Below are 23,079 nucleotides of genomic sequence, written 5' to 3' on the forward strand. Positions count from 1 at the left end.
ATAAAAAAGGCCTCTTTGAAAAAAGAAGGCCTTTAAAATTATATAGCAAAAAACAGTTAGGAATTCATTCCTCCCCCAATCGCTATAATATTTGTAAAATCAGACCAGCCCACAGCTGCCTGATATAAACTTAAAGAAGCACTAGGCACATACAGGATACATGTGTTTGTATTAATTCCGCCAAACACCGACGTGGCCATCTTAAGTCCGACCGGAGTAGCAGCATAAGCATAAATGGAAGCCAGATTCCTACAATTGTAAAATGCATAGGCTCCAATAAAATCAACTGCTGAAGGAATAGTTATTACTGTAAAACCAGTACATCCTGAAAAGGCTCCGCTTCCAAGAGTTGTCACTCCTGCGGGAATCGAAAAGGACGACAAGCCAGAACAATTCATAAAAGCAGAATCGCCGATAGTAGTAATAGCAGTAGGTAGTGTGACATTAATCAGGTTTGTATTGTCGTCCTTTGATACAGGATTATAAAATGCAAAAGCAGGAATGACATTGTCGGGATAGTTTACATTTTGTGCAGCTACAGTTCCGTGCGATCCTTGATAGTCAACAATGGTAGCTCCACTTAAATCCAAAATTTTCAGGTCAGGCATGCTGTCGCGTATAGTCACAAAATCACGTGCATCAATTGTACCTTTGACAATCAACATCGTAGTTGTTAACTTATTCCCCAATAGTGCTGATAATGTTCCAGCAGTTGAAACATTGACCACTGCTGAACTATGATCTGCTCCATTATTCTTTGAGCAACTAACAAACACAACAGCTAATATACCAATCAAAAATCCAAGTTTTTTCATAATAAACGATTTTATTTGTTTATAGTCTTATCTTGCTTTCCATTTCTTTCTTTCAAATATTCTTTATTCAAATAATACACAGGGTACAGTACAGCTAAAAATCCCATTACCAGCACTGTGACAAACACAAGAAGGACATCTGTCCACTGTACGACAACAGGATACGATTGAATAATGAAACCGGATCCCTGCAATTTAATCCAGCCAAAATGCTCTTGTCCAAAGCTTAATAGTGTGCCCAAAACGACGCCGACAAATGCTCCAATTACAGAAATCAACCAACCCTCGAGTAAAAATATTTTTTGAATCAGTCGATTATCCGCTCCCAGATTACGCAATGTCTGAATATCATCTTTTTTATCAATAATCAACATTGTCAAGGATCCGATTATATTGAAAACAGCAATCAGGAGAATAAATGACAGAATAAGATAAGTCATCCATTTCTCAATTTTCATAATGCGGAAATAATCGCCTTGTTGCTCAAACCGGTTCAAAACCATAAAGGATGGCCCTAAAAGTTTTTTTATTTCAGATTGCGTTTCTCCGACATAAACATGTGATTGAAGCTTAAGTTCAACTGCTGTGGCGCAGCTATCGTTGTAAGAAAACAACATTCTGGCAAGAGGTAACGAGATAATAAAGTAATTATCATCATAAACTGCCTGTTTCATAGAAAAAGTACCCGACACAAAAACCGTTGCCTGGTTGAAACTGCTTTCCGGATTAATTAAATTAATTTGTCCGGTACGCTTGGGAACATATATAACTACAGGATCAAGCGACTTTGCAACAGTTCCTAACGCGCCGGCTAATCCAACTCCCATAACGCCGTTCTGAAAGGCTCCATCATATAAAGTAAATGATCCATCGGTCAACAAGGTATCAATGGAAGTCATCTTTTGAAAATTACTGCCAACCCCTTTTATGGTTGCAGGCATTTGCCGATCCTTATAGCGTAACATAGCATTATCCTCAACCACTGGATCAAAATAGGCAATGCCGGGTAAACGACGTACAGCATTCCACTCTGGAGTTTTTACATTAAAAACTTTGCCTTGAACACATTCAATTTTCAGATCGGGATCAAAAGAACTAAACAAGTGTTCTATCAAGTGATCAAATCCGTTAAAGACCGAAAGCACTGCCACTATAGCCATTGTTCCCACAATCACCCCCATAGCAGAAATAGCAGAAATAATATTGATCGCTTTATGCGATTTTTTTGCAAAAAGATAACGACGGGCAATTTGCAGTGCTAAATTCATACGTTATTGAATAAAAAGATAATTATTCTTTGTGGAGCAAATTATCAATGTTCTCAATATAATCCAAAGAATCATCCAAATAAAAAGCCAATTCAGGGATAACCCGTAATTGATGGCGAATTCGAGCTCCCAATTGAAAACGAATTGATTTGGTTTTACCTTTCACTTGTTCCAGTATTGCTTCACTTTGATTACTGGGGAATATACTTAAATAAACACGGGCAATGCTTAAATCAGGAGTTATCCTTACATTGGTGACGGTCAATAATGTACCGTGTCCGGTAGCACGAGCCTCAGCAAGTAAAATCTCGCTCAACTCTTTTTGTAGCATCCGGTTAATTTTTAGTTGTCTTGTAGTATCCATAATAAAAAACAAAAAATCCCTTATTCTAATCAGGATTAGGTTATAATTTTGCACGTTTATGTTGCTTCACAGGATTGGCATTTTCCACTACAAATCGCCATGGTTTCTTGCTCCATTCTTCACCGGCATATTCCACGCCTATACGGGGAGTGGTTTTATAACCAGGGGATAAATCACTATCTTCAATCCAAATCCTTTGGGAATGAGTAAGATCTTCGCCATAAAACGAACGATCCAATTGCAACCATTTGCCTACTCTTCCAGGTCCAGTCGCTTTATCAATACTTCTAATCAACACTGCCTGCGGATGCCCTTCGGTTCCAGTCACCACATTAAGCATCCAATACATGCCATAAATAAAGTACACATACACTTTCCCTCCTGAGGCATACATCACTTCAGTACGGGCAGTTCGTCCTTTACTTGCATGACAAGCTTTATCCTCTTCTCCATAGTATGCTTCTGTTTCTATAATCATTCCACGCAACTCAGTGCCATCTTCAAGTTTTCGTACCAGAACTTTACCTAATAATTCCGGAGCAACAATACGTGCATCACGATTAAGAAAAGAAGACGATAAACGAAGAAACATATTTTGCAACGTCATGATTTGATACAAAGATAGCTACTTTCTGCTTTTCTATGAGAAAAAAAAAGCTGCCTTCTTCAGACAGCTTTCCTTTTTCCTCAACAAGTTTGAGGATAGATAATGTTATTAAGCTTTACCTGCGCTACCTAATACATTTTTCACTTTGTGAGTATACAAAGCCTTCATGTGATCACGAGCAGGACCTAAATATTTACGAGGATCAAATTCGGCGGGTTTTGTAGCAAATACCTGACGAACTGCCGCTGTCATTGCCAAACGGGCATCAGAATCAATATTTATTTTGCAAACAGCAGAAGTAGTTGCATGTCTCAAATCTTCTTCTGGAATACCAATAGCATCTTTCAGAGCGCCTCCGTATTTGTTGATGGTATCAACATCGTCTTGCGGCACAGACGAAGAACCATGAAGTACAATAGGAAATCCCGGAATACGTTTTTCAACTTCTTCCAGAATATCAAAACGTAAAGGAGGAGGCACCAAGCGACCTTCAGCATTGCGGGTACATTGCTCAGGTTTGAATTTATTAGCTCCGTGTGATGTTCCGATTGAAATAGCCAATGAATCAACACCGGTCTTTTTCACAAAATCTTCAACTTCTTCAGGACGTGTATAAGTATGATGTTCAGCCGAAACTTCATCTTCCACTCCGGCTAACACACCCAATTCACCCTCAACGGTTACATCATGAGCATGAGCAAATTCTACAACTTTACGAGTCAAAGCTACATTTTCTTCATAAGGCAAATGCGATCCGTCAATCATAACGGACGAAAAACCGGATTCGATACATGCTTTACATAATTCGAAAGAATCGCCATGGTCCAAGTGCAAAACGATTGGAATATTGTATCCCAATTCTTTAGCATATTCAACAGCTCCTTGGGCCATATAACGCAACAAAGTTTCGTTCGCATAGGCTCTTGCGCCTTTCGAAACCTGCAGAATTACCGGTGAACGTTCTTCAACACATGCTGAAATAATTGCTTGCAATTGTTCCATGTTATTGAAATTGAAAGCTGGAATAGCATATTTGCCTTCAAACGCTTTCTTGAATAATTCTTTTGTGTTGACTAATCCTAATTCTTTGTAACTTACCATATCTGTAGTTTTTAGAGTGAAAATCATTTTTCTTTGCAAAGATACTTCTTTTTGGGGCGAAAGCCGCAAAAGATAACATTTTTTACAATGAAAAACCTAACAAAAAAGAGGGTTTTATTTCAAAACAGACGATTTTGTAACATGCAAATGAAAAAATGGCAAAACCTGAGACGGAAAAGCTTCTAGAGTCTGATACAGAGTGGAATGTGTTTTAGTTGGAGCTCCTTTAGACTTTGCAGCATCTAAAAAAGCAAACAGTTGCAATAAAATTCCCAAGATCAAAGCTACTTTAAGTAATCCAATCAGAGCTCCCAACAAACGGTCAATCCACGATAATGAAATCGCTTTGAAAAAGGAGGCCAGTAGCTTCCCTAGAAAAAACAAACCAAGCCCAATGGCAACAAAAAGCAGCAAAAAAGCTAAAGGGGCGGAAAGCTGAACAGAAACATGTAAAGATTGTGCTAAAAAATGAGCAAACGGTTCATACAGGGTAGATGCACCATAAATGCCCAGAATAATGGCCGCCAGTGACGCCAGCTGCATAATAGCTCCTTTCATCAACCCACGGATGAATCCTATCCCCAAAACGACCAGAAAAAATAAGTCCAGTTTATTCATTGAACATCTGGTGAAAAGATCAGAAAAACAAAAGCGCCCTTTCAGTTTACTGAAGAACGCTTTGTACCCAATATGTTATTCAAAAATTAAAGCGTTTTCTTCACTTCAACTTCTTCGTATCCTTCAACAATATCTCCTATTTTAATATCGTTATAATTAGCGACATTTAAGCCACACTCATACCCTGTAGCAACTTCTTTGACATCTTCTTTGAAGCGCTTCAAAGATCCCAATTCTCCCGTATACACAACGATACCATCACGAATCAGACGCACTTTAGAGCCTCTCTTAATCTTGCCTTCTTTAACAATACAACCTGCTACTGTCCCAACTTTGGTAATTTTAAATACTTCGCGTACTTCGACTGTTGCCACGATTTCTTCCTGAATTTCGGGAGAAAGCATACCTTCCATAGCCGCTTTAATCTCTTCAATAGCATTATAAATAATGGAATACAAGCGGATATCAATTTCTTCTTTCTCTGCTATCTTACGGGCAGCCAGCGAAGGACGAACCTGAAAGCCAACTATAATGGCATTAGAAGCAGCAGCCAACATCACATCAGACTCTGAGATAGGCCCAACAGCCTTGTGGATTACATTCACCTGTATCTCATCATTAGACAGCTTGATTAACGAATCGGACAACGCTTCAATAGATCCATCCACGTCACCTTTAACGATAATATTCAGCTCCTGGAAGTTTCCTATAGCAATACGTCGGCCAATCTCATCCAACGTAATATGACGACTGGTGCGCAATCCCTGTTCTCGTTGCAATTGCTCACGCTTTGTTGCAATATCCCGAGCTTCTTGTTCTGTGGGCATCACGTTGAAATTATCACCTGCCTGGGGAGCCCCATTCAAGCCAAGAATAATGACAGGTTCAGACGGCCCAGCTTTTGTAACACGTTGGTTTCTCTCATTAAACATAGCTTTAACTTTCCCGAAATGCGTTCCGGCCAATACCACGTCCCCCATATGAAGTGTTCCGTCTTGCACCAGCACGGTAGCAACATAACCACGTCCTTTATCCAAAGATGACTCAATGGTTGATCCTATGGCACGTTTATCAGGATTTGCTTTTAATTCCAGTAAATCAGCTTCGAGTAATACTTTTTCGAGTAACTCTTTGATTCCGGCACCTTTTTTAGCCGAAATCTCTTGTGATTGATATTTACCACCCCAATCTTCGACCAAATAGTTCATATTGGCCAGAGCCTCTTTAATTTTCTCAGGATTTGCTCCGGGTTTATCAATCTTATTGATTGCAAAAACGATCGGAACATTTGCAGCAGAAGCATGGTGAATAGCTTCAATTGTCTGAGGCATTACACTATCATCAGCAGCAACAATAATAATCGCTATATCAGTCACAGCAGCACCACGTGCACGCATAGCGGTAAAAGCTTCGTGTCCTGGAGTATCCAGGAAAGTAATTCGTCGTCCACCCTCCAAAGTCACATGGTATGCTCCGATATGCTGAGTAATTCCACCTGCTTCACCGGCAATAACATTTGATTTCCGGATATAGTCAAGCAAAGAAGTTTTTCCGTGATCAACGTGCCCCATAACTGTTACAATAGGAGGTCTCGAGATACGTTCAGATTCATCCTCTTCTTCTGTTTCCTGATTAATAGCTTCAATCACCTCAGAACTAACATATTCTGTTGAGAAACCAAATTCATCGGCCACAATATTGATCGTTTCTGCATCCAGTCGCTGATTGATGGAAACCATCACGCCTAGATTCATACAGGTTGCTATAACATTCGTTACAGGAACATCCATCATTATGGCTAATTCGGCAACTGTAACAAATTCCGTAAGCTTCAATACCTTTTCATCATCCTTTTCCTGTTCTGCCCGTTCTATTTGACGAGCAACAATAGAATCACGGCGCTCCTTACGGTATTTCGAACCTTTGGTTTTTTTCTGTGTTAAACGTGCAAGTGTCTCTTTGATCTGTTTTTGAACATCTTCTTCACTTACCTCTGGTTTGAATGGTCGCTTTATAAAGTTACCTTCTCCTTTGGGCTTATGATCAGTATTTCTTTGAGGATGAGAAACACCTTGTCCCGTTTTATCAATATCAACTTTTTCTTTATGAATGCGTTTCCGCTTCTCTTTCTTTTTATTATCATCAGGCTGTCCTGCCTTGGGGGCAGCACTTGGTTTGTTATTATTCTCAGGAGCTATATTATTTTGAGAAACACGGGAGTTGGATGCCTGTTGTTCACGTTGCAGACGTTCTTTTTCTTCTCGTTCTTTACGTTTTTCCTCCTTAGTTTTCTTTTTAGGCCTTGTTTGTTGATTGATATCCTTGAGATTAATCTTCGATATAACCTTAATATTAGGTTCAATAATATTGCGATGCAATTTAAAGATTTCAGCTTCGGGTTCTCCCGAAGCCACAGCTTCACTTGTTTCCGTTACCGGCTCTGGTTCTGTATCAGTCTCTGCTTCCATTTCAATATTATCGTGATCGGGGTATTCAGATTTTGTCTCATCTTCAACCAATTCTGATTGTTCCTCTTCTGAAGCTTTCTCTATTGGGTCTTCAATTTCTATGTTGTCAGATGGATGATTTTCAGATATATCAGACACTAATTCTGGTTCATTAACCTCATTAATCTCAGGCTCCTTAACCTCGGGTTCCGATAGTTGTTCTTCTGGTTCCGGTGTAGGTTCCGGTTCTACTTCAGATTCAACATTGGCTTCTTCTTTGCTTTGAGAAGATTTGTTTACAAAATCTAAGTCGATTTTACCAACCTTTTTTATATGAGGTAATAATTCTGCGTCAATTTCTATTTTGATTTCTTCAGGTTTTTCATTCGATACATAATCCTCATGGTGTATCGGTTCCTCTTGTTGGGTATCTTTTCCTACTTCTGCAGGATGTAAAGACTTTTCTTCCAGGCTACTCTTTTTTACAGCGTCAGAGGTTGATGGCGTAACAGGATTCGAAACATGAGTATGCATCCTTTCCTTTTCCAAACGCATTTGTGTTTCCCGCTCCGACATTTGCTTCAGATCTTTATCCGTGCTAAATTCTTTTACAAGCAATGCATATTCCTCATCCGATATTTTATGGTTCGGATTGGAATCCACTGCATGCCCCTTTTTCCGCAAAAAATCGACAGCTGTAGAAAGGCCCACGTTTAAATCTTTTACGACTTTACTTAACCTGATACTCGACATAATAATAATTTTGTTTTTGAAAACCAATCGCATTAATTTCTTTCATCATCACGATGAATAAATTTGTCTGTCATATTGTTTTGAATTCTGTCTCAAATACAATAGAAGTATTTTCAATATTGACTATAGCATAAGAATCGAAAAGCTTTTCAGGTAATTTACTCTTCAAATTCTGCTTTAATCACGCGCAACACATCATCAATGGTTTCTTCCTCCAAATCACTACGTTGGATCAATTCATCACGAGGAATGGCCAAAACGCTTTTTGCTGTATCACAGCCAATAGATTTCAAAACGTCGATTATCCATTGTTCTATTTCATCATTAAACTCATCCAGATAGATATCTTCGTCGTCTGCCTCATCAATATCTCTGAATACATCAATGGTATAATCAGTCAACATAGAGGCCAGGCGGATATTCATCCCACCTTTCCCAATGGCCATTGATATCTCTTCAGGTTTCAGATAAACATCGGCTTTACGATTCTCTTCATCCAACTGGATTGAAGAAATTTTTGCAGGACTTAGTGACCGTGCGATAAACAACGAGATATTATTGGTATAATTGATGACGTCAATATTTTCATTCCGTAATTCTCTGACTATTCCATGAATACGGGCTCCTTTTACTCCAACGCATGCACCTACGGGATCAATTCTTTCGTCATAGGTTTCCACTGCCACTTTTGCCCTTTCTCCGGGAATACGGGCTATCTTACGAATAGTAATCAATCCGTCATGAATCTCAGGAACTTCTAATTCAAATAATCGCTGCAGAAACATGGGAGAAGTCCGGGATACAATGATTTTGGGGTTTCCATTACGATTCTCCACCTTCAGAACTACAGAACGAACGGTGTCTCCTTTACGATAAAAATCAGCAGGAATCTGTTCTGGTTTTGGCAGAAGCAATTCGTTGCCCTCATCATCCAAAAGAAGAATTTCTTTTTTCCACATTTGATATACTTCACCACTAACAATCTCTCCGATGCGATCTTTATATTTATTAAAAAGATAATCTTTCTGGAGTTCCAAGATCTTGGATGAAAGGGTTTGACGCAATGTCAAAATAGCCCGGCGCCCAAATCCAAGAAAATCAACAGCATCAGCAACCGTTTCGCCAATTTCATAATCAGCGTCAATCTTCTTTGCTTCTGACAATGATATCTGACGGATTGGATCTTCGACATCTTCGTCTGCAACCACCTCCCGGTTGTGCCATATTTCAAAGTCTCCTTTATCAGGATTAATGATCACATCAAAATTTTCGTCCGATCCGAACATTTTGGCAAGTGCTCCACGAAAGGATTCTTCCAAAATACTGATCAGTGTAGGACGATCAATATTTTTTAGTTCCTTAAACTCTGCAAAGGTATCAATGAAATTGATGGATTCCATTTTGCTCATAGCTATTTGAATCTAATTAAATAGTTGGTTTTTTTTACTTCTTCAAAGGCAAATTGCAATACTCGTTCAACCGTTTTCTTACGTTTTGCGCCTTCTTCCCTCACTTTTTCTTCTATAACTATTGTAAATCCGTCTGAAAAAACAGATTCCAATACGCCTGTATATTTTTCTCCTTTTCTGGTAACCACTTCAACTTCGTTGCCCACATTTTTCTCATATTGCTGCAACACTTTGAACGGAGCACTCAAACCTGCCGATCCCACTTCCAGATCAAAATCCTCAATATCACGATCAAGTTTTGATTCCAGAAACTGATTTAAAGCGACACACTCATCAATAGTCACTCCTTGGTTAGAATCAATTTCAACTACGATAGAATTATCGGGAGAAACTGTTACATCGACAATAAAAACTGCTTTCCCGACCAGATAGGATGCAACTAAATCATATATTTTTTGTTGTTCGATCATTGATGCCTTTGATGAAAAACAGTTGTCAAAGATATATATTTTTTTATTGATCTCCACGCTGTTAGCTATCAGCATATACGAATCAATCAAAAACAAAAAAAACCCATTGAAAGGACTTCAAAAGGGTTTCCCAAGCACTACTGCTGTAGTAAATCGTGTAAAACTATCATCCTCTTGAGTTTAAGTGTAAACAATTATAATCTTCGTTGTGACAGCAATTATAATGTCAACCCTTAAATCAACTTTATTGTGAAGTTGCACAAACATTCCAACAATAAAATCGGCGCAAAGATAGTTATTTTTCTTGAATATTACAAACCACGACAACAATGGGCCCGCGTACAAAACAGCACTACAAAGACTTTTTCATCATTTGTTTCATCCGATCTCCTATAATGCGGATACCTCGTTCTATTTTTTCTTCAGGTGTATTGGAGAATGAAAGACGGATATACCCATTTGATGTTCCGGATGGGTCAAAAGTTGACCCAACTACAAATACAGCTCCGTCGGCAATGGTCGCTTTCAACAATTCCTGTTCATCCATCCCGTCTGGCAATTTTACCCACAAATAAAATCCGCCTTGAGGTCGAACAAACTTAGCTTCCTCCGGGAAATAGCGCATTATAGCATCCACCATATAATCAGCGCGTTGTTTATAAATAACACGAACCCATGCCACATAACGATCCAGTTTACCCGAAGCAAGGAAACGATATGCCAGCACTTGCGTAAAGGTCGGAGAGCAGGCATCAAAAGATTGTTTACACAACTCAGCCTTACGATAAAAATCATCACTAAGCAACATCCATCCTAAACGAATGCCAGGCCCAAAAATTTTCGAGAATGATCCGGAGTAACAAATCTGACTTTCCTTTTCAGAAAGAGCTTTTAAGGGCACACGCAAAGCTGTATCCTCGGCATTAAAAGCCAAATCGCCATAAGCATCATCTTCCAAAATCGGCACGGATGTTTCATTCATTACAGCCAGCAGTTGTTTGCGTCGCTCCAAACTATATGAAGTACCAGCCGGATTATGAAATGTAGGCATCACATACAACAATTTTGGGTTTAAAGACAAGGCTTCTTTTAATTTTTCAATATTCATCCCCTCCTCATCCATCGGAATGCCATGTATTTTCCCCAAGTAGGAATTAAATGCAGATAATGCTCCTATAAAAGATGGATTTTCAGTCAAAACCACATCGTTAGGATTGACAAATAGCTTAGCAAAAATATTAATTCCCTGCAAGGATCCAGTAGTGACAATGAGTCGGTTAGTATCAACCGGTAATCCCTTTTTGCGCAACCATTTTTCAAGTTCTTGCAAAAGAGGTGGATATCCGGTTGTTGGAGCATACTGCAATGCTGCTTGTTGCTCGCGTCTTGACAGACTATTAAAAATCTCCCCAACATCTTCCAAAGGGAAGAGTTCATTATCCGGCATCCCTCCGGCAAAGGAAATCATGTCTGGATGAGTTGCTAAACTCATCAAATCACGAATAGCTGAAGACCGTAAATCTTTTACAGAATCTGAAAATACATACATAATATCGGGATTTAAAACATTTGCATAACTTACGGATGATAATAATCCGCATCTTTTCATACAATAAATTGAAATGCTAAAGGTACATTTTTTCCCCAAGCCACCAAAACCATAAATTAATCCCCTGTTTGTTCATCTCAAAAACACACATAACCTGTATTGAAATGCCAACGCACAAAACCCATTAAAATTTTGTTGTACAAACCATTTGCTCGTTCAATGAAAAATAGTATCTTTGCACCCTCAAAATTCATTTAATTAATTATTAAAGCGTATGTTGAACAATTATGAAACCGTTTTCATTTTAACTCCCGTTTTGTCTGATGTACAGATGAAGGAAGCGGTTGACAAATTCAAAGATCTCTTGGTACAAGAGGGGGCAGAGATCATGAATGAAGAATTATGGGGATTGCGCAAACTGGCCTACCCCATCCAAAAAAAATCGACAGGCTTCTATGCATTGTTGCAATTCAAAGGAGATCCTTCGTTAGTAGAAAAGCTGGAAGTTCAGTATCGGCGTGATGAACGCGTAATTCGTTTCCTGACTTTCCACATGGACAAATTTGCAGTAGAATATGCAGAAAAAAGAAAAAGTTTAAAATCGGCTAAAAAAGAAGGAAAGGAAAAATAATTATGGCAACAAACACTCCAGAAATCAGATATTTGAATCCGCCTACTGTCGATACGAAAAAGAAAAAATATTGTCGTTTCAAAAAGAACGGGATTAAATACATCGACTACAAAGATCCGGAATTCTTGAAAAAGTTCCTCAACGAGCAAGGTAAAATTCTTCCTCGTCGTCTCACCGGTACTTCGTTGAAATACCAACGTAAAGTAGCGCAAGCTGTAAAAAGAGCACGCCATTTGGCATTGCTTCCTTACGTAACTGATATGATGAAATAAAAAGGAGGAAAAAGAATATGGAAATTATTTTATTAGAAGACATCGTCAATTTAGGTTATAAAGATGATGTTGTAAAAGTAAAAGACGGATACGGACGCAATTATTTGATTCCGCAACGTAAAGCGGTTTTGGCAACTCCCTCCGCAAAGAAAATGTTAGCAGAAAATCTACGCCAACGTGCTCATAAATTAGCTCGTATTAAAACTGAGGCTCAGGAATTGGCTGAAAAACTGCAAGGAGTTTCTCTTACTATTGGTGCCAAAACCAGTTCAACCGGTAAAATCTTTGGTTCGGTCAATAATATTCAGATTGCTGAAGCTCTCGAAAAATTAGGATATAATGTTGACCGGAAAATTATTCTTATCAAAGAAGCTATCAAGGAAGTTGGCCAATACAAAGCCATTCTTAAATTACATAAAGAAGTCAGTGTCGAAATTGCTTTCGAAGTGGTTTCTGAATAAACATTTTGCATACAAATAAAAAAAGCCGCTTTTAATTCAAAGGCGGCTTTTTTATTGTACAAAAAAATCTTGAAGCTAATTGGCTCCCTCTTTTGATTTTTGTCCCAGGTAGCCTCCGTGATGCCTTTTGTTGTATTCACTGCGCGTGAAATGAATACGACGCATGGTGCCGACCACCAAAACATCGCCAATAACAGTCATCATCGTAGTTGATGTTGTTGGCGTCAATCCAAGCGCACATACCTCTTCCGGATTGCCGGTCAACAAAACCACATCTGCTAAAGCCGCCAAAGTGCTATTAGCATTTCCTGTAATAACAATATATGGAAGCGTATCGTACAAATGATGAGACAGTTCTACCAGCTCCAGAATTTCACGCGTTTTTCCTGAATTGGAGATAAGAAGCATGATATCATTCTCTTGTAAAACGCCCAAATCTCCATGTTGAGCTTCACTTGGGTGTAAAAAAACAGATGGCGTTCCTGTTGAACTAAAAGTTGTAGCAATATTCAAAGCGATCTGTCCCGCTTTACCCATTCCTGATGTCACCAATTTCCCGTGATGTCCATGTACCTTCTCCACAATCAGATCGATTGCAGCATTAAAAGATTCATTCACAGGAATATTAAGAATAGCTTCAGCCTCTTGCTTCAATAGTTGTGATACTTCCTCGTTAGTCATTGATGGTATAAAAACATGTTTAAGAATAAATATGAAAAATCATTTTTACTCAGGCTTTTGTGATTGATAAATACGGATCCAGTCTACATCGAGATGACCTACTCCTTCCTGATCAGGACGAACAATAGATGCAAACAATGGAAAAAGAGGCACAGATGGGCTAAAACTTCGTTCTACGCGAAAAACTTCCTGGTTATTCACTCTCCAAATCAATTCGCCTCTACTCCATTCAACACTGAAAATATAAAAATCATAAGGCGATATACCTTTGATTTGCTCACTCTGCGCAATATCATCCAACACATAGCCTACTGAAATCATTTTATGATCAACATGAAAAAGATTAATCTGAGGCGTTTTGCGTTCATTGACCAAACAACAGACATGCGTAATTTTACCTCCACGAATCCGTAGTTTCATCTGTACAAGACCAGACGTCATCTGAAACGCATTTCCGGCATTGATCACATCGGAAGTGTAGTCAAATTTATGCATTACAAAACCTTTCTGATCATCCCAGGCCCGTGACACAACAGATTCTTTCAATGTTTCAATCGTCAAACAACTGTCAGCCACCGTCACATTCTTGCCCTCATTGTTAGCCTGTTTGCAGCTTGTCAACGAATAATGGCGAATTAATTGTTGATCTGCAAAATAATAGCCCACTTCCCATTTGGATTTATCGAGTCCCGGCCCGTTAAAATCATCTTCAAATACCTTTTTCCATTTTCTAAAGAAGTCAAATTGTTGCGAGTCTGTTTTCTGATAAAAAATAATATCAGCATGTTCCGATAGCTCACGAAATTTGACATCTTTCTGATAATCTTCCGTTTTTAACCAACGGTGAGGATCAGACCAAAACTCTTTGAACTCAATAAATTCAGGCGTAGAGACGACTTGTTTTAATCGTTCGTATTCTTCCAGTAGATACGAACCATGAAAGCGTATGTATAATTTATAATCTCTGGATTTCTCGTATGCTCTGAACTGACGTAATTTTTCCGATTTTTTCAATTCAATCTTATTTCCGATCAGTTCATATTCGTCGGTTTGTTTGAATGCTAAAAAAGCGGCTAATTCAGGCGATTGAAGAATCGTAAAATAATGGTTGAGCTTTGGGCTGTTTTTCAAGTGGTTGTATTTATGCCAGTCCTGATATTCCTCTGTATCTTTGAATTTTCTGTTAATTAATATTTTCTTATTGTCCTTAAATGCCGACGATTTCACCTCCTTGCGCAACGCCTTATATTCCTGTAATAGCTCAGATTTTTCAATGGACATATAACGCTCATACACCTGTTCCATTCGATGCATTTCCCGTTCAAGTTGCGCTGTGCCCTTAAACGTCCCAAAAAATTTTTTTGCAAATAAGTTCATGATAATGGTTTTCAGCAATAAAAATTCGACACAAACACAAACAAGATATTGTCAGACAGATACAATTAAAAGCCATAGATTCAGCAATAAATCAGGCATTTCACCAAACAAAGGTACAATTTATTTTTTGTGAAGCAATGATATTTTATGTTTTATTCCTCTTCCGGGTGTTCTCCAAAAAACAACGGATCGATCGCAAGCAGATTCTGCCTCATCTTTTTATAAGGAATTCTATTTAAGGCACTTTTTCTAACCATTCTTTTATACCAGGAACCATTCATCAGACGCCATTCTTCCCGCGTCATCTGCCATAAAACATCCTGCTCTGCGTCTATAGAGGATTGACTGATCAATTTTTTATGATTCCAGGGGCAAACATCCTGACAAATATCGCATCCAGCTACGTATCCCTGTAACTTGCCTTTCCATACTTCAGGAATTTCTTCTTTTGATTCAATAGTCAGATAGGAAATGCATTGGGTTGCATCGAAACGGCCCGGAATAGACAAGGCATGGGTCGGACATTTAGCAACACACAGGCCACAATTACCACAGCCCCCTTCCATCGGTTGATCATATGCAACTTCCAAATCGGAAATTAACCCACCAATCATAGCAAAAGAACCAAATTCAGGATGAATAAGGCACTTGTTTGTCCCGATCCAACCCAAACCGGCCTGCTGTGCCCACCGTCTTTCAAACACAGGGGCTGTGTCACAAAACGCTCTTCCATTCACCGGCGTTATTTCATGATGAATAAATTCCAGAAGTTGCTGCAGTTTTTGTTTGATGACATAATGGTAATCACTGCCATACGCATATTTAGCAATTTTGGGAGCTCCAAGGGGCTGTTTCCTATTTCCCTGATATGGAAAAAGTACCACAATTATCGACCGGGCATTTTCGAGCAATAATCCTGGATTTTCACGTTCTTCAGCATATCGTTCAAGATAAGACATGGAACCATGCCGGCCTTCTGCTAACCAATGTTTCATAAAAGCAGCATCCTCCTCCAATAAACGAACAGGAGTAATGCCGCAGGCAACAAAGCCTAACCTGACAGCTTGTTCTTTTATTGCCCGAGAAATGCGTTGGAGGCCACCCGGATCTTTCTCATGAAACCTCATTTGCTCTGAATGGCTTTTATAATATCTTCGCTTGAAGCATTGCGCTTCACAAGATTCCCTGAACGATCAATCAGAAAATTCGTAGGTACCTGTCTCACATTATAAGCCAAAGCACTGTTGCCATTACCCCAAACACATATCCAGGGCAAGTTCGTAATGGCATTAATCCAGGTACTCTGGTTTTTATCCAGTGACACCTGATAAACTTCTAATCCTTGGGAGTGATACTTCGAATATAAATCACGCAGTGAAAATATATAATCTGATAAATTAGGCTCTTGGTACATCACAAAATCAAGTAAAACAACCTTCCCTTTCAAATCAGACAATTTGTGGATCGTTCCGTTAATATCCGGCAAGCTTAAATCAACAATGCCAGACTTTGCATGTTGCAACATTTGAGCCAGAATCGCCTGGTTTTCAGCTTTTCTATCGGCTACGATGGCTTGCATTACATAATTATACAAACTTATAGAACGATTATATTTCGGATAAAAAGTACTATAAGCTGTTGCCACTGCAGCACAATAACGCCTGTCATCCTTATTAAAAGGTGAAAAAACGAAATACTCGTTTAATTGTTGAAAAACTGCATAATAAGCAGCGGTTGACAAAGGATTGGTCAATATGATAGCACGGGCAATCTTTTTATGTTGTTCTATGGCACTATCCAATTGCGCCGTAATCTGTGACTGATTAGTAGTGGTTTTTGTTTTCAAAACCTGCGCAATAGTCTTCTGGAGACGCAGTAACGACAAATGCAGTTCATTAATTTTTTCAGAATTGGATGATCCCTCCACTGTGTAAATACTGTCCAGAGTCTTCGCATTTGCGTCGACTACGACATGTTCACATGAATCGACAGCAAACAACACAGATTCATTGTTCAGCTTAAGAAGATAAAAATCGGGGTATTTGGGACGTGCTGCTTTGAATGAAAAATTTCCTTTGGCATCTAATACACACGAATCAAGCGAAGAAGAAGATAAAAGACCATCATGAACGAGATATAATTTTTGACCGGATGCACCGGCAATGGTTCCTGATACTGTAAATTGTTTTTTACTTGTACATCCTGCCAGAACAAAAATCAAACTTAAGAAGACTAAGAAAGTATTGGTTTTATGCATGGTAATAAAGATTGAGAATAAACAAAACGAGCGGTAAAGATAAAAAAAAAGTCCGTTGTAACAACGGACTTCATTTTTTTTGCTGATGCAAAATTACTTTGTTGCAGGAGCAGCAGGAGTTGCAGCAGGAGCAGCAGCAGCAGCTGAATCAGCAGCAGGAGCTGGAGTTGTAGGAGCTGGAGCAGCAGCAGGAGCTGGAGCAGGAGCAGCTTCTTGAGCAGGTTTAGACTGACATGCAACACATGCGATAGCACCAACGACAGCAAATAACAAAATTACCTTTTTCATTTTTTTTACCTTTAGAAATTAAACATTATGAATAAGTGGCATTAAAACCGATGCAAAGGTACAACTGATTTCAATACGTTGCGCAAAGATTTATCACTTTAACATAATTTCATATCAAACCGCCAATACAATCACAATTAAATGATAAAATCACTATTTCAAGGCATTTATATATAAATATCTTTTAATACTTTTCTTGGGAGTCTTCTCAAATTCGTTCGGATAAAGCACAATTTTCGATATTGTTTCATAAACAGCCAGATCCTTATTCAAAGCAATACGATTTTGCTCCATCACCATCTCCAGATCTTCATATGCAATGTGCGACTCATCAACTCCTTCATAATCAGGATAGACCAAAGCAAAGAGTTTACCTTCATGTTCAATCACGAGGCTCTCCATCACAAAAGGCAAATTATTAAGTTTTGCTTCAATTTCCTCTGGATAAATATTTTGTCCACTGGCTCCCAAAATCATACTTTTACTACGTCCCCGTATATAAATCACCCCATTGTTATCGACTGTGCCTAAATCACCTGTATGAAACCAGCCATCTTTGTCAAAAGCGTCATGTGTAGCCACATCATTTTTATAATAGCCTGACATAACGTTTTCACCACGCACACAGATCTCGCCTACCTTAGTTGTCGGATCAGACGCATCGATACGAACTTCCATGCCGTTCAGGATTTTTCCACACGAACTTTCTATATATTCATAATAAGGAGAATAGCTGATTAGAGGCGCACATTCCGTCATTCCGTATCCAACCGTGAAGGGAAACTTAATTTTCAAAAGAAAAGCTTCAACTTCAGGATTCAGCGGAGCACCTCCGACAACAACCTGCATAAACTCACCTCCAAAAGCTGCAATCACTTTTTTTTGAATGGTGGAGAGAATACGCGCATCCAACAACGGAATATTCAGAGCCAAACGCATAGCACGTCGATTCAGCAATGGCAACACCTGCTTTTTGTAAATCTTTTCAAGAACCAATGGGACTGTCAGGATAATAGTTGGTTTCACTAACGACATAGCCTGCACCAGAATTTTCGGAGACGGAATTTTACCCAGCAATGTCACATGCCCTCCATTTGCAAGCGGCGACAGCATTTCAAAAGCACATCCGTAAGCATGTGCCAGCGGAAGAAAAGAAAGAATACGGGTTTGATTGTGCATCAAACCGGAATTGATCGCAAAAAGAACATTACCAGCCATATTGTTAGCGGTAAGCATTACCCCTTTTGTGAAGCCGGTTGTTCCCGAAGTATAATTCAGAAGCAACAATTCCTCATTCGACACCTCAGTATATTGAACATCAGCAGGAGAAAATCCTTGGGGATAGCGTGCCGCAAACTCATGATCCAGATTCTTCACCAGTTTTTGAATAGTTTCACCATCATGCTGACAGATACACCGTGAATCATTGAGCGAAAAAATAGCGCGCAACATTTCCATTTTTTCTTCCTCAAGGTTTTCCCATATTGAATCGCTCACCCATAACACATGGGCATCGGAATGATTGACAATATGATGAATATCATTAGGGTTGAAATCTTGCAAAATAGGGACAATCACAGCACCATAAGTTATTGTAGCCATGTATACCAATACCCATCTCGTGCTATTTTTTCCCACAAGAGCCACCTTGTCCCCTTTGCGTAAATGCATCTTCTGATATAAAAGATGAATACGGGCGATTTCCTCTGCTACATCGGCATAGCGCATAGGAGTAGGATCCCCGTAATCAGACAAAGCACTACGTAACCAATTATCCTTAAAGCTTTTCTCGTATAGTTTAATGAAGTTTTTTTCGATCATGTTGTTCGTATTTGGGCACAAAATTACACATTTATCAAGCAAATGTGCAACTATCTCTCTGTTTTAACATCACAATCCGGAAATCTCGGTGTCTACGATTTTATTTCTTTCAAATACTCTTTTAACCGGTATTTTTCTTTAATTTTATGCTTCAAAATTCATAATCGTTTTTTTCAACCATTCTCTTTTCATACCGTATTTATAAACAACTACTTACGGTATTTTTATATCACAAGGAAATACAAAAATAAACCCTATAGATGACAAATCAATGGAACTTTCGTACACTTACACCCGACGAGCAAGCTAATAGTGAACAACTAGCCAGAGAACTTGGAATCAGCCATGTGTTGACAAAACTATTAGTTATACGTGGCATAAAAACTTTCGAAGAGGCCAAACAATTTTTTCGTCCCGACCTGTCGCAACTGCATGATCCATTTCTGATGAACGATATGGATAAAGCTGTCGAACGACTAAACCTTGCCTTGGGGCGTAAAGAAAAAATCCTGGTCTATGGCGATTACGATGTGGATGGGACAACAGCTGTTGCACTGGTATATAAGTATTTGCAACAATTCACATCAAACCTTGATTATTATTTACCGGATCGTTATACTGAAGGTTATGGCATATCCTATAAAGGCATTGATTATGCTGCTGCTAATGGGTTTTCACTGGTTATCGCGCTCGATTGCGGCATTAAGGCTGTAGATAAAATCGCTTATGCAAACGAACATAATGTAGATTTTATCATTTGCGACCACCACATGCCCGACGAAATACTGCCCAATGCAGTCGCAGTACTCGATCCGAAGCGTTTAGACTCAACTTATCCCTATCCCCATCTTTCTGGATGCGGAGTCGGATTTAAACTAATGCAGGCGCTTGCCATCAACAACCAGATTGACCTAAGCTCGGCTTACCAGTTAATCGACTTTTTAGCAGTCAGCATCGCTTCCGACATTGTTCCAATTACGGGAGAGAACCGGGTACTTGCCCACTTTGGACTGAAAAAACTGAGTACAAACCCAAACCTTGGTCTAAGATCCATCATCAATCTCTGTGCTCTAAACGAAAAAGAGATTAGCATCAGCGACATTGTATTCAAGATTGGCCCCCGCATCAATGCTTCCGGGCGTATCCAGTCAGCGCGGGAAGCAGTAGATCTGTTGGTTACACGAGACGAAACATTTGCCAATACCAAATGCGACTGTCTCAATCAATATAACGAAACACGCAAAGATCTCGACAAATCAATTACAGAAGAAGCTTCACAGTTTCTGCTAAATCTGGAAGGATTTCGGGACAAGAAATCGATCGTAGTATATCATCCTTCATGGCACAAAGGAGTTGTCGGCATTGTAGCCTCCCGCCTGACTGAGCTCTATTACAGGCCCTCCATTGTGCTAACCCTTTCAAATGGACTGGTCACCGGTTCGGCTCGTTCAGTCCCCGGATACGATATTTATAAAGCCATCGAAAATTGCCGTGATCTGCTCGAGAATTTCGGAGGCCATATGTATGCCGCTGGATTAACATTAAAAGAAAGCAATCTTGAAGCATTCAAACATCGTTTTGAAACCTTTGTATGTGAAACCATCACGGATGAACAACTACAAATGCAGCTTGATATCGACTGCGTCATTGATTTTAATGAAATCACACCAAAGTTTTTCAGAATATTGAAACAGTTTAGTCCGTATGGTCCTGAGAACATGAAACCCATTTTTTGTACAAGACGTGTATTCGATTACGGGACAAGTCGCTTGGTTGGAAAAGACCAAGAGCATATCAAAATGGAATTGGTAGATGCCAGCTCTGAAAATGTCATGAATGGCATTGCATTTCGTATGGGTGAGTTTAACGATTACCTGAAAGCAATGAATCCATTGGACATTTGTTATACACTGGAAGAAAACAACTTCAACGGAAACAGCTCAATTCAGCTTCTGATTAAAGACATCAAAATTGCCGACAGTAACGATTAGAAGGAGCATCAAGCCTTCTCCTTTTGAAAAAAACGATACACTTTTGGCTATTATTACTTATCTTTGCTCTTAGAAAGTCGTTTCGGAAACTGGAAAACTCAACAGAAATTTAGACCTGAGAAAAGTTTTGATATTCAATGGCGGGCTGCACCTTCGGGTTGTCGGGAGACACGGCAGATTACAACGAATACCGACACTCAAACCCTATTTAATAGGAGTTTTCTCTCAATTTACCGAAACGGCTTTTTTCTTCCACTGCCAAACAGCTTTGGTATTTGGCAAAAAAGCAATATCTTTGCAGCGCTAATGCGGACGTGGCGTAATTGGTAGCCGCGCCAGACTTAGGATCTGGTACCGAAAGGCGTGTGGGTTCGAGTCCCGTCGTCCGCACTTTTTTATTCTTCTCTTTTTGCAGCACTGATTCGAATTCAGTACCCTGCCAACGCTTGTCAGTTTTCTTTCAAAGCAATAAGTTTGTATATCTTTAATCCCGGTTTGTACTAACAGGAAGGCTTCATATTTTATTGTTAATTTTTTAACAGTGCCAAATACAAAAACACAAACAAAAGTTAATACAACTGATTTTAGCCAATAAAACAGATGATTATATGATTTATGCTGTGTGACAAACCCATTTCTGCAATGTGCAGAACAGCTTTTGTCACGTTACAAAGTGACTTCAGCCTTTTGCAGAGTAGTTTTTGTCACATGAAAAAAGTTATTTTTATGTTGCATAACACATTTTGTTGTGTGCGAAACCTCCTCTGCTAAACACATTCCACATAGATTGCTTTTGATATGTTATTAATGTATAACAAAAGCACCCTTTTTCATGTGACAAAGTGGACTCTGCACACGACAGAGTAGGTTTTGTCACGTTAATGAAGGAGGTCTGCGCACGGCAGAGTAGTTTTTTTAAAGTGACAAAAGCAGTAATGTAATTCGCAGACCTATCTTTGTAACGTTACATAAGCCGTTGCGTTCACCGCAGAGTGCCCTTGTGAATGTTACAAAAGCAGGAATGTAAATAACAGAGTAGGTATTGTAACATTAACATGGGGGTAATGCAAGTATCGAAAAGAGTTGATTGATGAAAGAAATATGTAGAGTTGCGATTGTGATCAACAAGAAAAGTGTAAAAATCATCGCAGAACATAAACAGGCATGAAGACAGAAGATTTTAACAAGCTCAAAACACAGTTTGGATATGACCAGGGGTTGCAAAGCAGGGATGATTACTTTAACTCAGTGATACTGGTTTTATTAATCCCTATAAATGGCGAATATCATTTTGTATTTCAAAAACGATCGGCAGAGATTCGTCAGGGAGGCGAAATATGTTTTCCGGGAGGAAAAATAGACGAGACTGATGACACTCTGGAAAGCGTGGCGTTGCGTGAAACACAAGAGGAAATGGGAATTCCTGCTGATAAAATTGAGGTCATTGGCAAACTGAATACGCTGGTGGCACCGATGGGCGTAATCGTGGATGCATTTATCGGCATCGCTGACATAACCCTCAACGAGCTTTCAATCAACAAAAGCGAAGTGGAACGGGTAATCGCTGTTCCGGTATCATATTTCATCAATAACTTACCCGAACAATATAGCGTACAGGTACAGGTGCATCCTTTCCTGCACAATGAACACACAGGAGAACAAACTGTGCTTTTACCTGTCGTACAGTTGGGTCTGCCTGAAACCTATACAAAACCGTGGGGAAACTTTCGTTACAAAGTGCTGGTATACAAAACCGATCAGGGTGTGATCTGGGGGATAACAGCACGGATGGTACATGAGTTTGTGCAAAAAATAGAAAAGCTTCAGAAAGATGCGGTAGCGTAAAATAAACTGTGTCAGTTTCAATTCTTATCAAATTTCAGATACTCAATTAATCCG

Annotated in this window: 21 protein-coding genes and 1 tRNA gene; 6 read left to right on the forward strand and 16 right to left on the reverse strand. The window is 39.2% G+C overall.

Features of this window, described 5'->3' with window-relative positions; genetic code table 11:
- Nucleotides 1-56: 56 nt before the first annotated feature.
- The 10 genes from FHX64_RS11255 to FHX64_RS11300 form a co-directional block, all read right to left on the reverse strand.
- Complete coding sequence (locus tag FHX64_RS11255; RefSeq protein ID WP_183413944.1) at nucleotides 57-815, reverse strand: leucine-rich repeat domain-containing protein; 759 nt, start codon at nucleotides 813-815, stop codon at nucleotides 57-59.
- Between the two features lie 11 nt (nucleotides 816-826).
- Nucleotides 827-2,083 carry an FtsX-like permease family protein gene (locus tag FHX64_RS11260; RefSeq protein WP_183413945.1) on the reverse strand — a complete coding sequence of 419 codons (1,257 nt, stop codon included), beginning with the start codon at nucleotides 2,081-2,083 and terminating at the stop codon, nucleotides 827-829.
- Nucleotides 2,084-2,105: 22 nt separating this feature from the next.
- The gene (gene rbfA / locus FHX64_RS11265) at nucleotides 2,106-2,447 is read right to left on the reverse strand and encodes a 30S ribosome-binding factor RbfA (RefSeq protein WP_183413946.1); all 342 of its coding nucleotides are present in this window, start codon (nucleotides 2,445-2,447) and stop codon (nucleotides 2,106-2,108) included.
- Between the two features lie 40 nt (nucleotides 2,448-2,487).
- Nucleotides 2,488-3,039 (reverse strand): DNA-3-methyladenine glycosylase, encoded by a 552-nt coding sequence (locus FHX64_RS11270; protein ID WP_183413947.1) that lies wholly within the window; start codon nucleotides 3,037-3,039, stop codon nucleotides 2,488-2,490.
- 123 nt (nucleotides 3,040-3,162) lie between these two features.
- The gene (locus tag FHX64_RS11275) at nucleotides 3,163-4,155 is read right to left on the reverse strand and encodes a class II fructose-bisphosphate aldolase (RefSeq protein WP_183413948.1); all 993 of its coding nucleotides are present in this window, start codon (nucleotides 4,153-4,155) and stop codon (nucleotides 3,163-3,165) included.
- Between the two features lie 114 nt (nucleotides 4,156-4,269).
- The gene (locus FHX64_RS11280) at nucleotides 4,270-4,773 is read right to left on the reverse strand and encodes a CvpA family protein (protein ID WP_183413949.1); all 504 of its coding nucleotides are present in this window, start codon (nucleotides 4,771-4,773) and stop codon (nucleotides 4,270-4,272) included.
- A gap of 86 nt (nucleotides 4,774-4,859) precedes the next feature.
- Nucleotides 4,860-7,973: a translation initiation factor IF-2 gene (gene infB, locus FHX64_RS11285; RefSeq protein WP_183413950.1), complete on the reverse strand. Its 3,114-nt coding sequence runs from the start codon at nucleotides 7,971-7,973 to the stop codon at nucleotides 4,860-4,862.
- A gap of 158 nt (nucleotides 7,974-8,131) precedes the next feature.
- Nucleotides 8,132-9,382 carry a transcription termination factor NusA gene (gene nusA / locus FHX64_RS11290; protein ID WP_183413951.1) on the reverse strand — a complete coding sequence of 417 codons (1,251 nt, stop codon included), beginning with the start codon at nucleotides 9,380-9,382 and terminating at the stop codon, nucleotides 8,132-8,134.
- 2 nt (nucleotides 9,383-9,384) lie between these two features.
- Nucleotides 9,385-9,852 (reverse strand): ribosome assembly cofactor RimP, encoded by a 468-nt coding sequence (rimP, locus tag FHX64_RS11295; protein WP_183413952.1) that lies wholly within the window; start codon nucleotides 9,850-9,852, stop codon nucleotides 9,385-9,387.
- A 352-nt stretch (nucleotides 9,853-10,204) separates the two neighbouring features.
- A complete protein-coding gene (locus FHX64_RS11300) occupies nucleotides 10,205-11,401 on the reverse strand; it encodes an aminotransferase-like domain-containing protein (RefSeq protein ID WP_183413953.1) in 1,197 nt (398 codons plus the stop codon).
- Between the two features lie 277 nt (nucleotides 11,402-11,678).
- On the opposite strand from FHX64_RS11300, the gene rpsF reads away from it, so the two are divergent.
- The 3 genes from rpsF to rplI are packed head-to-tail and all read left to right on the forward strand — an operon-like array spanning nucleotide 11,679 to nucleotide 12,765.
- Nucleotides 11,679-12,032 (forward strand): 30S ribosomal protein S6, encoded by a 354-nt coding sequence (rpsF, locus tag FHX64_RS11305; protein WP_183414512.1) that lies wholly within the window; start codon nucleotides 11,679-11,681, stop codon nucleotides 12,030-12,032.
- A gap of 2 nt (nucleotides 12,033-12,034) precedes the next feature.
- Complete coding sequence (gene rpsR / locus FHX64_RS11310) at nucleotides 12,035-12,304, forward strand: 30S ribosomal protein S18 (RefSeq protein WP_183413954.1); 270 nt, start codon at nucleotides 12,035-12,037, stop codon at nucleotides 12,302-12,304.
- 17 nt (nucleotides 12,305-12,321) lie between these two features.
- Complete coding sequence (gene rplI / locus FHX64_RS11315; RefSeq protein ID WP_183413955.1) at nucleotides 12,322-12,765, forward strand: 50S ribosomal protein L9; 444 nt, start codon at nucleotides 12,322-12,324, stop codon at nucleotides 12,763-12,765.
- A 75-nt stretch (nucleotides 12,766-12,840) separates the two neighbouring features.
- Here the strand turns inward: rplI and FHX64_RS11320 are convergent, their stop codons facing one another.
- The 6 genes from FHX64_RS11320 to FHX64_RS11345 form a co-directional block, all read right to left on the reverse strand.
- On the reverse strand, nucleotides 12,841-13,446 hold the full coding sequence (locus FHX64_RS11320) for an SIS domain-containing protein (RefSeq protein WP_183413956.1): 606 nt from the start codon (nucleotides 13,444-13,446) through the stop codon (nucleotides 12,841-12,843).
- Nucleotides 13,447-13,491: 45 nt separating this feature from the next.
- A complete protein-coding gene (locus FHX64_RS11325; protein ID WP_183413957.1) occupies nucleotides 13,492-14,823 on the reverse strand; it encodes a glycoside hydrolase family 16 protein in 1,332 nt (443 codons plus the stop codon).
- A gap of 152 nt (nucleotides 14,824-14,975) precedes the next feature.
- Nucleotides 14,976-15,950: a tRNA epoxyqueuosine(34) reductase QueG gene (queG, locus tag FHX64_RS11330; RefSeq protein ID WP_183413958.1), complete on the reverse strand. Its 975-nt coding sequence runs from the start codon at nucleotides 15,948-15,950 to the stop codon at nucleotides 14,976-14,978.
- Complete coding sequence (locus tag FHX64_RS11335) at nucleotides 15,947-17,080, reverse strand: TlpA disulfide reductase family protein (RefSeq protein ID WP_183413959.1); 1,134 nt, start codon at nucleotides 17,078-17,080, stop codon at nucleotides 15,947-15,949. The genes queG and FHX64_RS11335 overlap by 4 nt, the downstream gene beginning before the upstream one ends.
- Before the next feature lie 93 nt (nucleotides 17,081-17,173).
- Nucleotides 17,174-17,368: a hypothetical protein gene (locus tag FHX64_RS11340; protein ID WP_183413960.1), complete on the reverse strand. Its 195-nt coding sequence runs from the start codon at nucleotides 17,366-17,368 to the stop codon at nucleotides 17,174-17,176.
- A 153-nt stretch (nucleotides 17,369-17,521) separates the two neighbouring features.
- Entirely contained in the window at nucleotides 17,522-19,189 is a 1,668-nt protein-coding gene (locus tag FHX64_RS11345) for an AMP-binding protein (RefSeq protein ID WP_183413961.1), read from the reverse strand.
- 260 nt (nucleotides 19,190-19,449) lie between these two features.
- Here FHX64_RS11345 and recJ point away from each other — a divergent pair, with 260 nt between their 5' ends.
- The 3 genes from recJ (at nucleotide 19,450) to FHX64_RS11360 (ending at nucleotide 23,025) form a co-directional block, all read left to right on the forward strand.
- The gene (gene recJ, locus FHX64_RS11350) at nucleotides 19,450-21,180 is read left to right on the forward strand and encodes a single-stranded-DNA-specific exonuclease RecJ (protein ID WP_183413962.1); all 1,731 of its coding nucleotides are present in this window, start codon (nucleotides 19,450-19,452) and stop codon (nucleotides 21,178-21,180) included.
- A gap of 308 nt (nucleotides 21,181-21,488) precedes the next feature.
- Nucleotides 21,489-21,570 (forward strand) — tRNA-Leu (locus tag FHX64_RS11355).
- A 774-nt stretch (nucleotides 21,571-22,344) separates the two neighbouring features.
- Nucleotides 22,345-23,025, forward strand: coding sequence for an NUDIX hydrolase (locus FHX64_RS11360; protein ID WP_183413963.1), 681 nt, complete (start codon nucleotides 22,345-22,347; stop codon nucleotides 23,023-23,025).
- Nucleotides 23,026-23,079 lie beyond the last annotated feature (54 nt).

Source organism: Microbacter margulisiae (assembly GCF_014192515.1).
Taxonomy (GTDB): domain Bacteria; phylum Bacteroidota; class Bacteroidia; order Bacteroidales; family Paludibacteraceae; genus Microbacter; species Microbacter margulisiae.

Coding starts and splice junctions, on each gene's coding strand:
- rimP (WP_183413952.1), bottom strand. CDS start 9,852: ATGATCGAACAACAAAAAATATATGATTTAGTTGCATCCTATCTGGTC.
- FHX64_RS11360 (WP_183413963.1), top strand. CDS start 22,345: ATGAAGACAGAAGATTTTAACAAGCTCAAAACACAGTTTGGATATGAC.
- FHX64_RS11260 (WP_183413945.1), bottom strand. CDS start 2,083: ATGAATTTAGCACTGCAAATTGCCCGTCGTTATCTTTTTGCAAAAAAA.
- FHX64_RS11345 (WP_183413961.1), bottom strand. CDS start 19,189: ATGATCGAAAAAAACTTCATTAAACTATACGAGAAAAGCTTTAAGGAT.
- nusA (WP_183413951.1), bottom strand. CDS start 9,382: ATGAGCAAAATGGAATCCATCAATTTCATTGATACCTTTGCAGAGTTT.
- rbfA (WP_183413946.1), bottom strand. CDS start 2,447: ATGGATACTACAAGACAACTAAAAATTAACCGGATGCTACAAAAAGAG.
- recJ (WP_183413962.1), top strand. CDS start 19,450: ATGACAAATCAATGGAACTTTCGTACACTTACACCCGACGAGCAAGCT.
- FHX64_RS11340 (WP_183413960.1), bottom strand. CDS start 17,368: ATGAAAAAGGTAATTTTGTTATTTGCTGTCGTTGGTGCTATCGCATGT.
- infB (WP_183413950.1), bottom strand. CDS start 7,973: ATGTCGAGTATCAGGTTAAGTAAAGTCGTAAAAGATTTAAACGTGGGC.
- FHX64_RS11325 (WP_183413957.1), bottom strand. CDS start 14,823: ATGAACTTATTTGCAAAAAAATTTTTTGGGACGTTTAAGGGCACAGCG.
- FHX64_RS11270 (WP_183413947.1), bottom strand. CDS start 3,039: ATGTTTCTTCGTTTATCGTCTTCTTTTCTTAATCGTGATGCACGTATT.
- FHX64_RS11335 (WP_183413959.1), bottom strand. CDS start 17,080: ATGCATAAAACCAATACTTTCTTAGTCTTCTTAAGTTTGATTTTTGTT.
- queG (WP_183413958.1), bottom strand. CDS start 15,950: ATGAGGTTTCATGAGAAAGATCCGGGTGGCCTCCAACGCATTTCTCGG.
- FHX64_RS11300 (WP_183413953.1), bottom strand. CDS start 11,401: ATGTATGTATTTTCAGATTCTGTAAAAGATTTACGGTCTTCAGCTATT.
- FHX64_RS11320 (WP_183413956.1), bottom strand. CDS start 13,446: ATGACTAACGAGGAAGTATCACAACTATTGAAGCAAGAGGCTGAAGCT.
- FHX64_RS11255 (WP_183413944.1), bottom strand. CDS start 815: ATGAAAAAACTTGGATTTTTGATTGGTATATTAGCTGTTGTGTTTGTT.
- rpsR (WP_183413954.1), top strand. CDS start 12,035: ATGGCAACAAACACTCCAGAAATCAGATATTTGAATCCGCCTACTGTC.
- FHX64_RS11280 (WP_183413949.1), bottom strand. CDS start 4,773: ATGAATAAACTGGACTTATTTTTTCTGGTCGTTTTGGGGATAGGATTC.
- FHX64_RS11275 (WP_183413948.1), bottom strand. CDS start 4,155: ATGGTAAGTTACAAAGAATTAGGATTAGTCAACACAAAAGAATTATTC.
- rplI (WP_183413955.1), top strand. CDS start 12,322: ATGGAAATTATTTTATTAGAAGACATCGTCAATTTAGGTTATAAAGAT.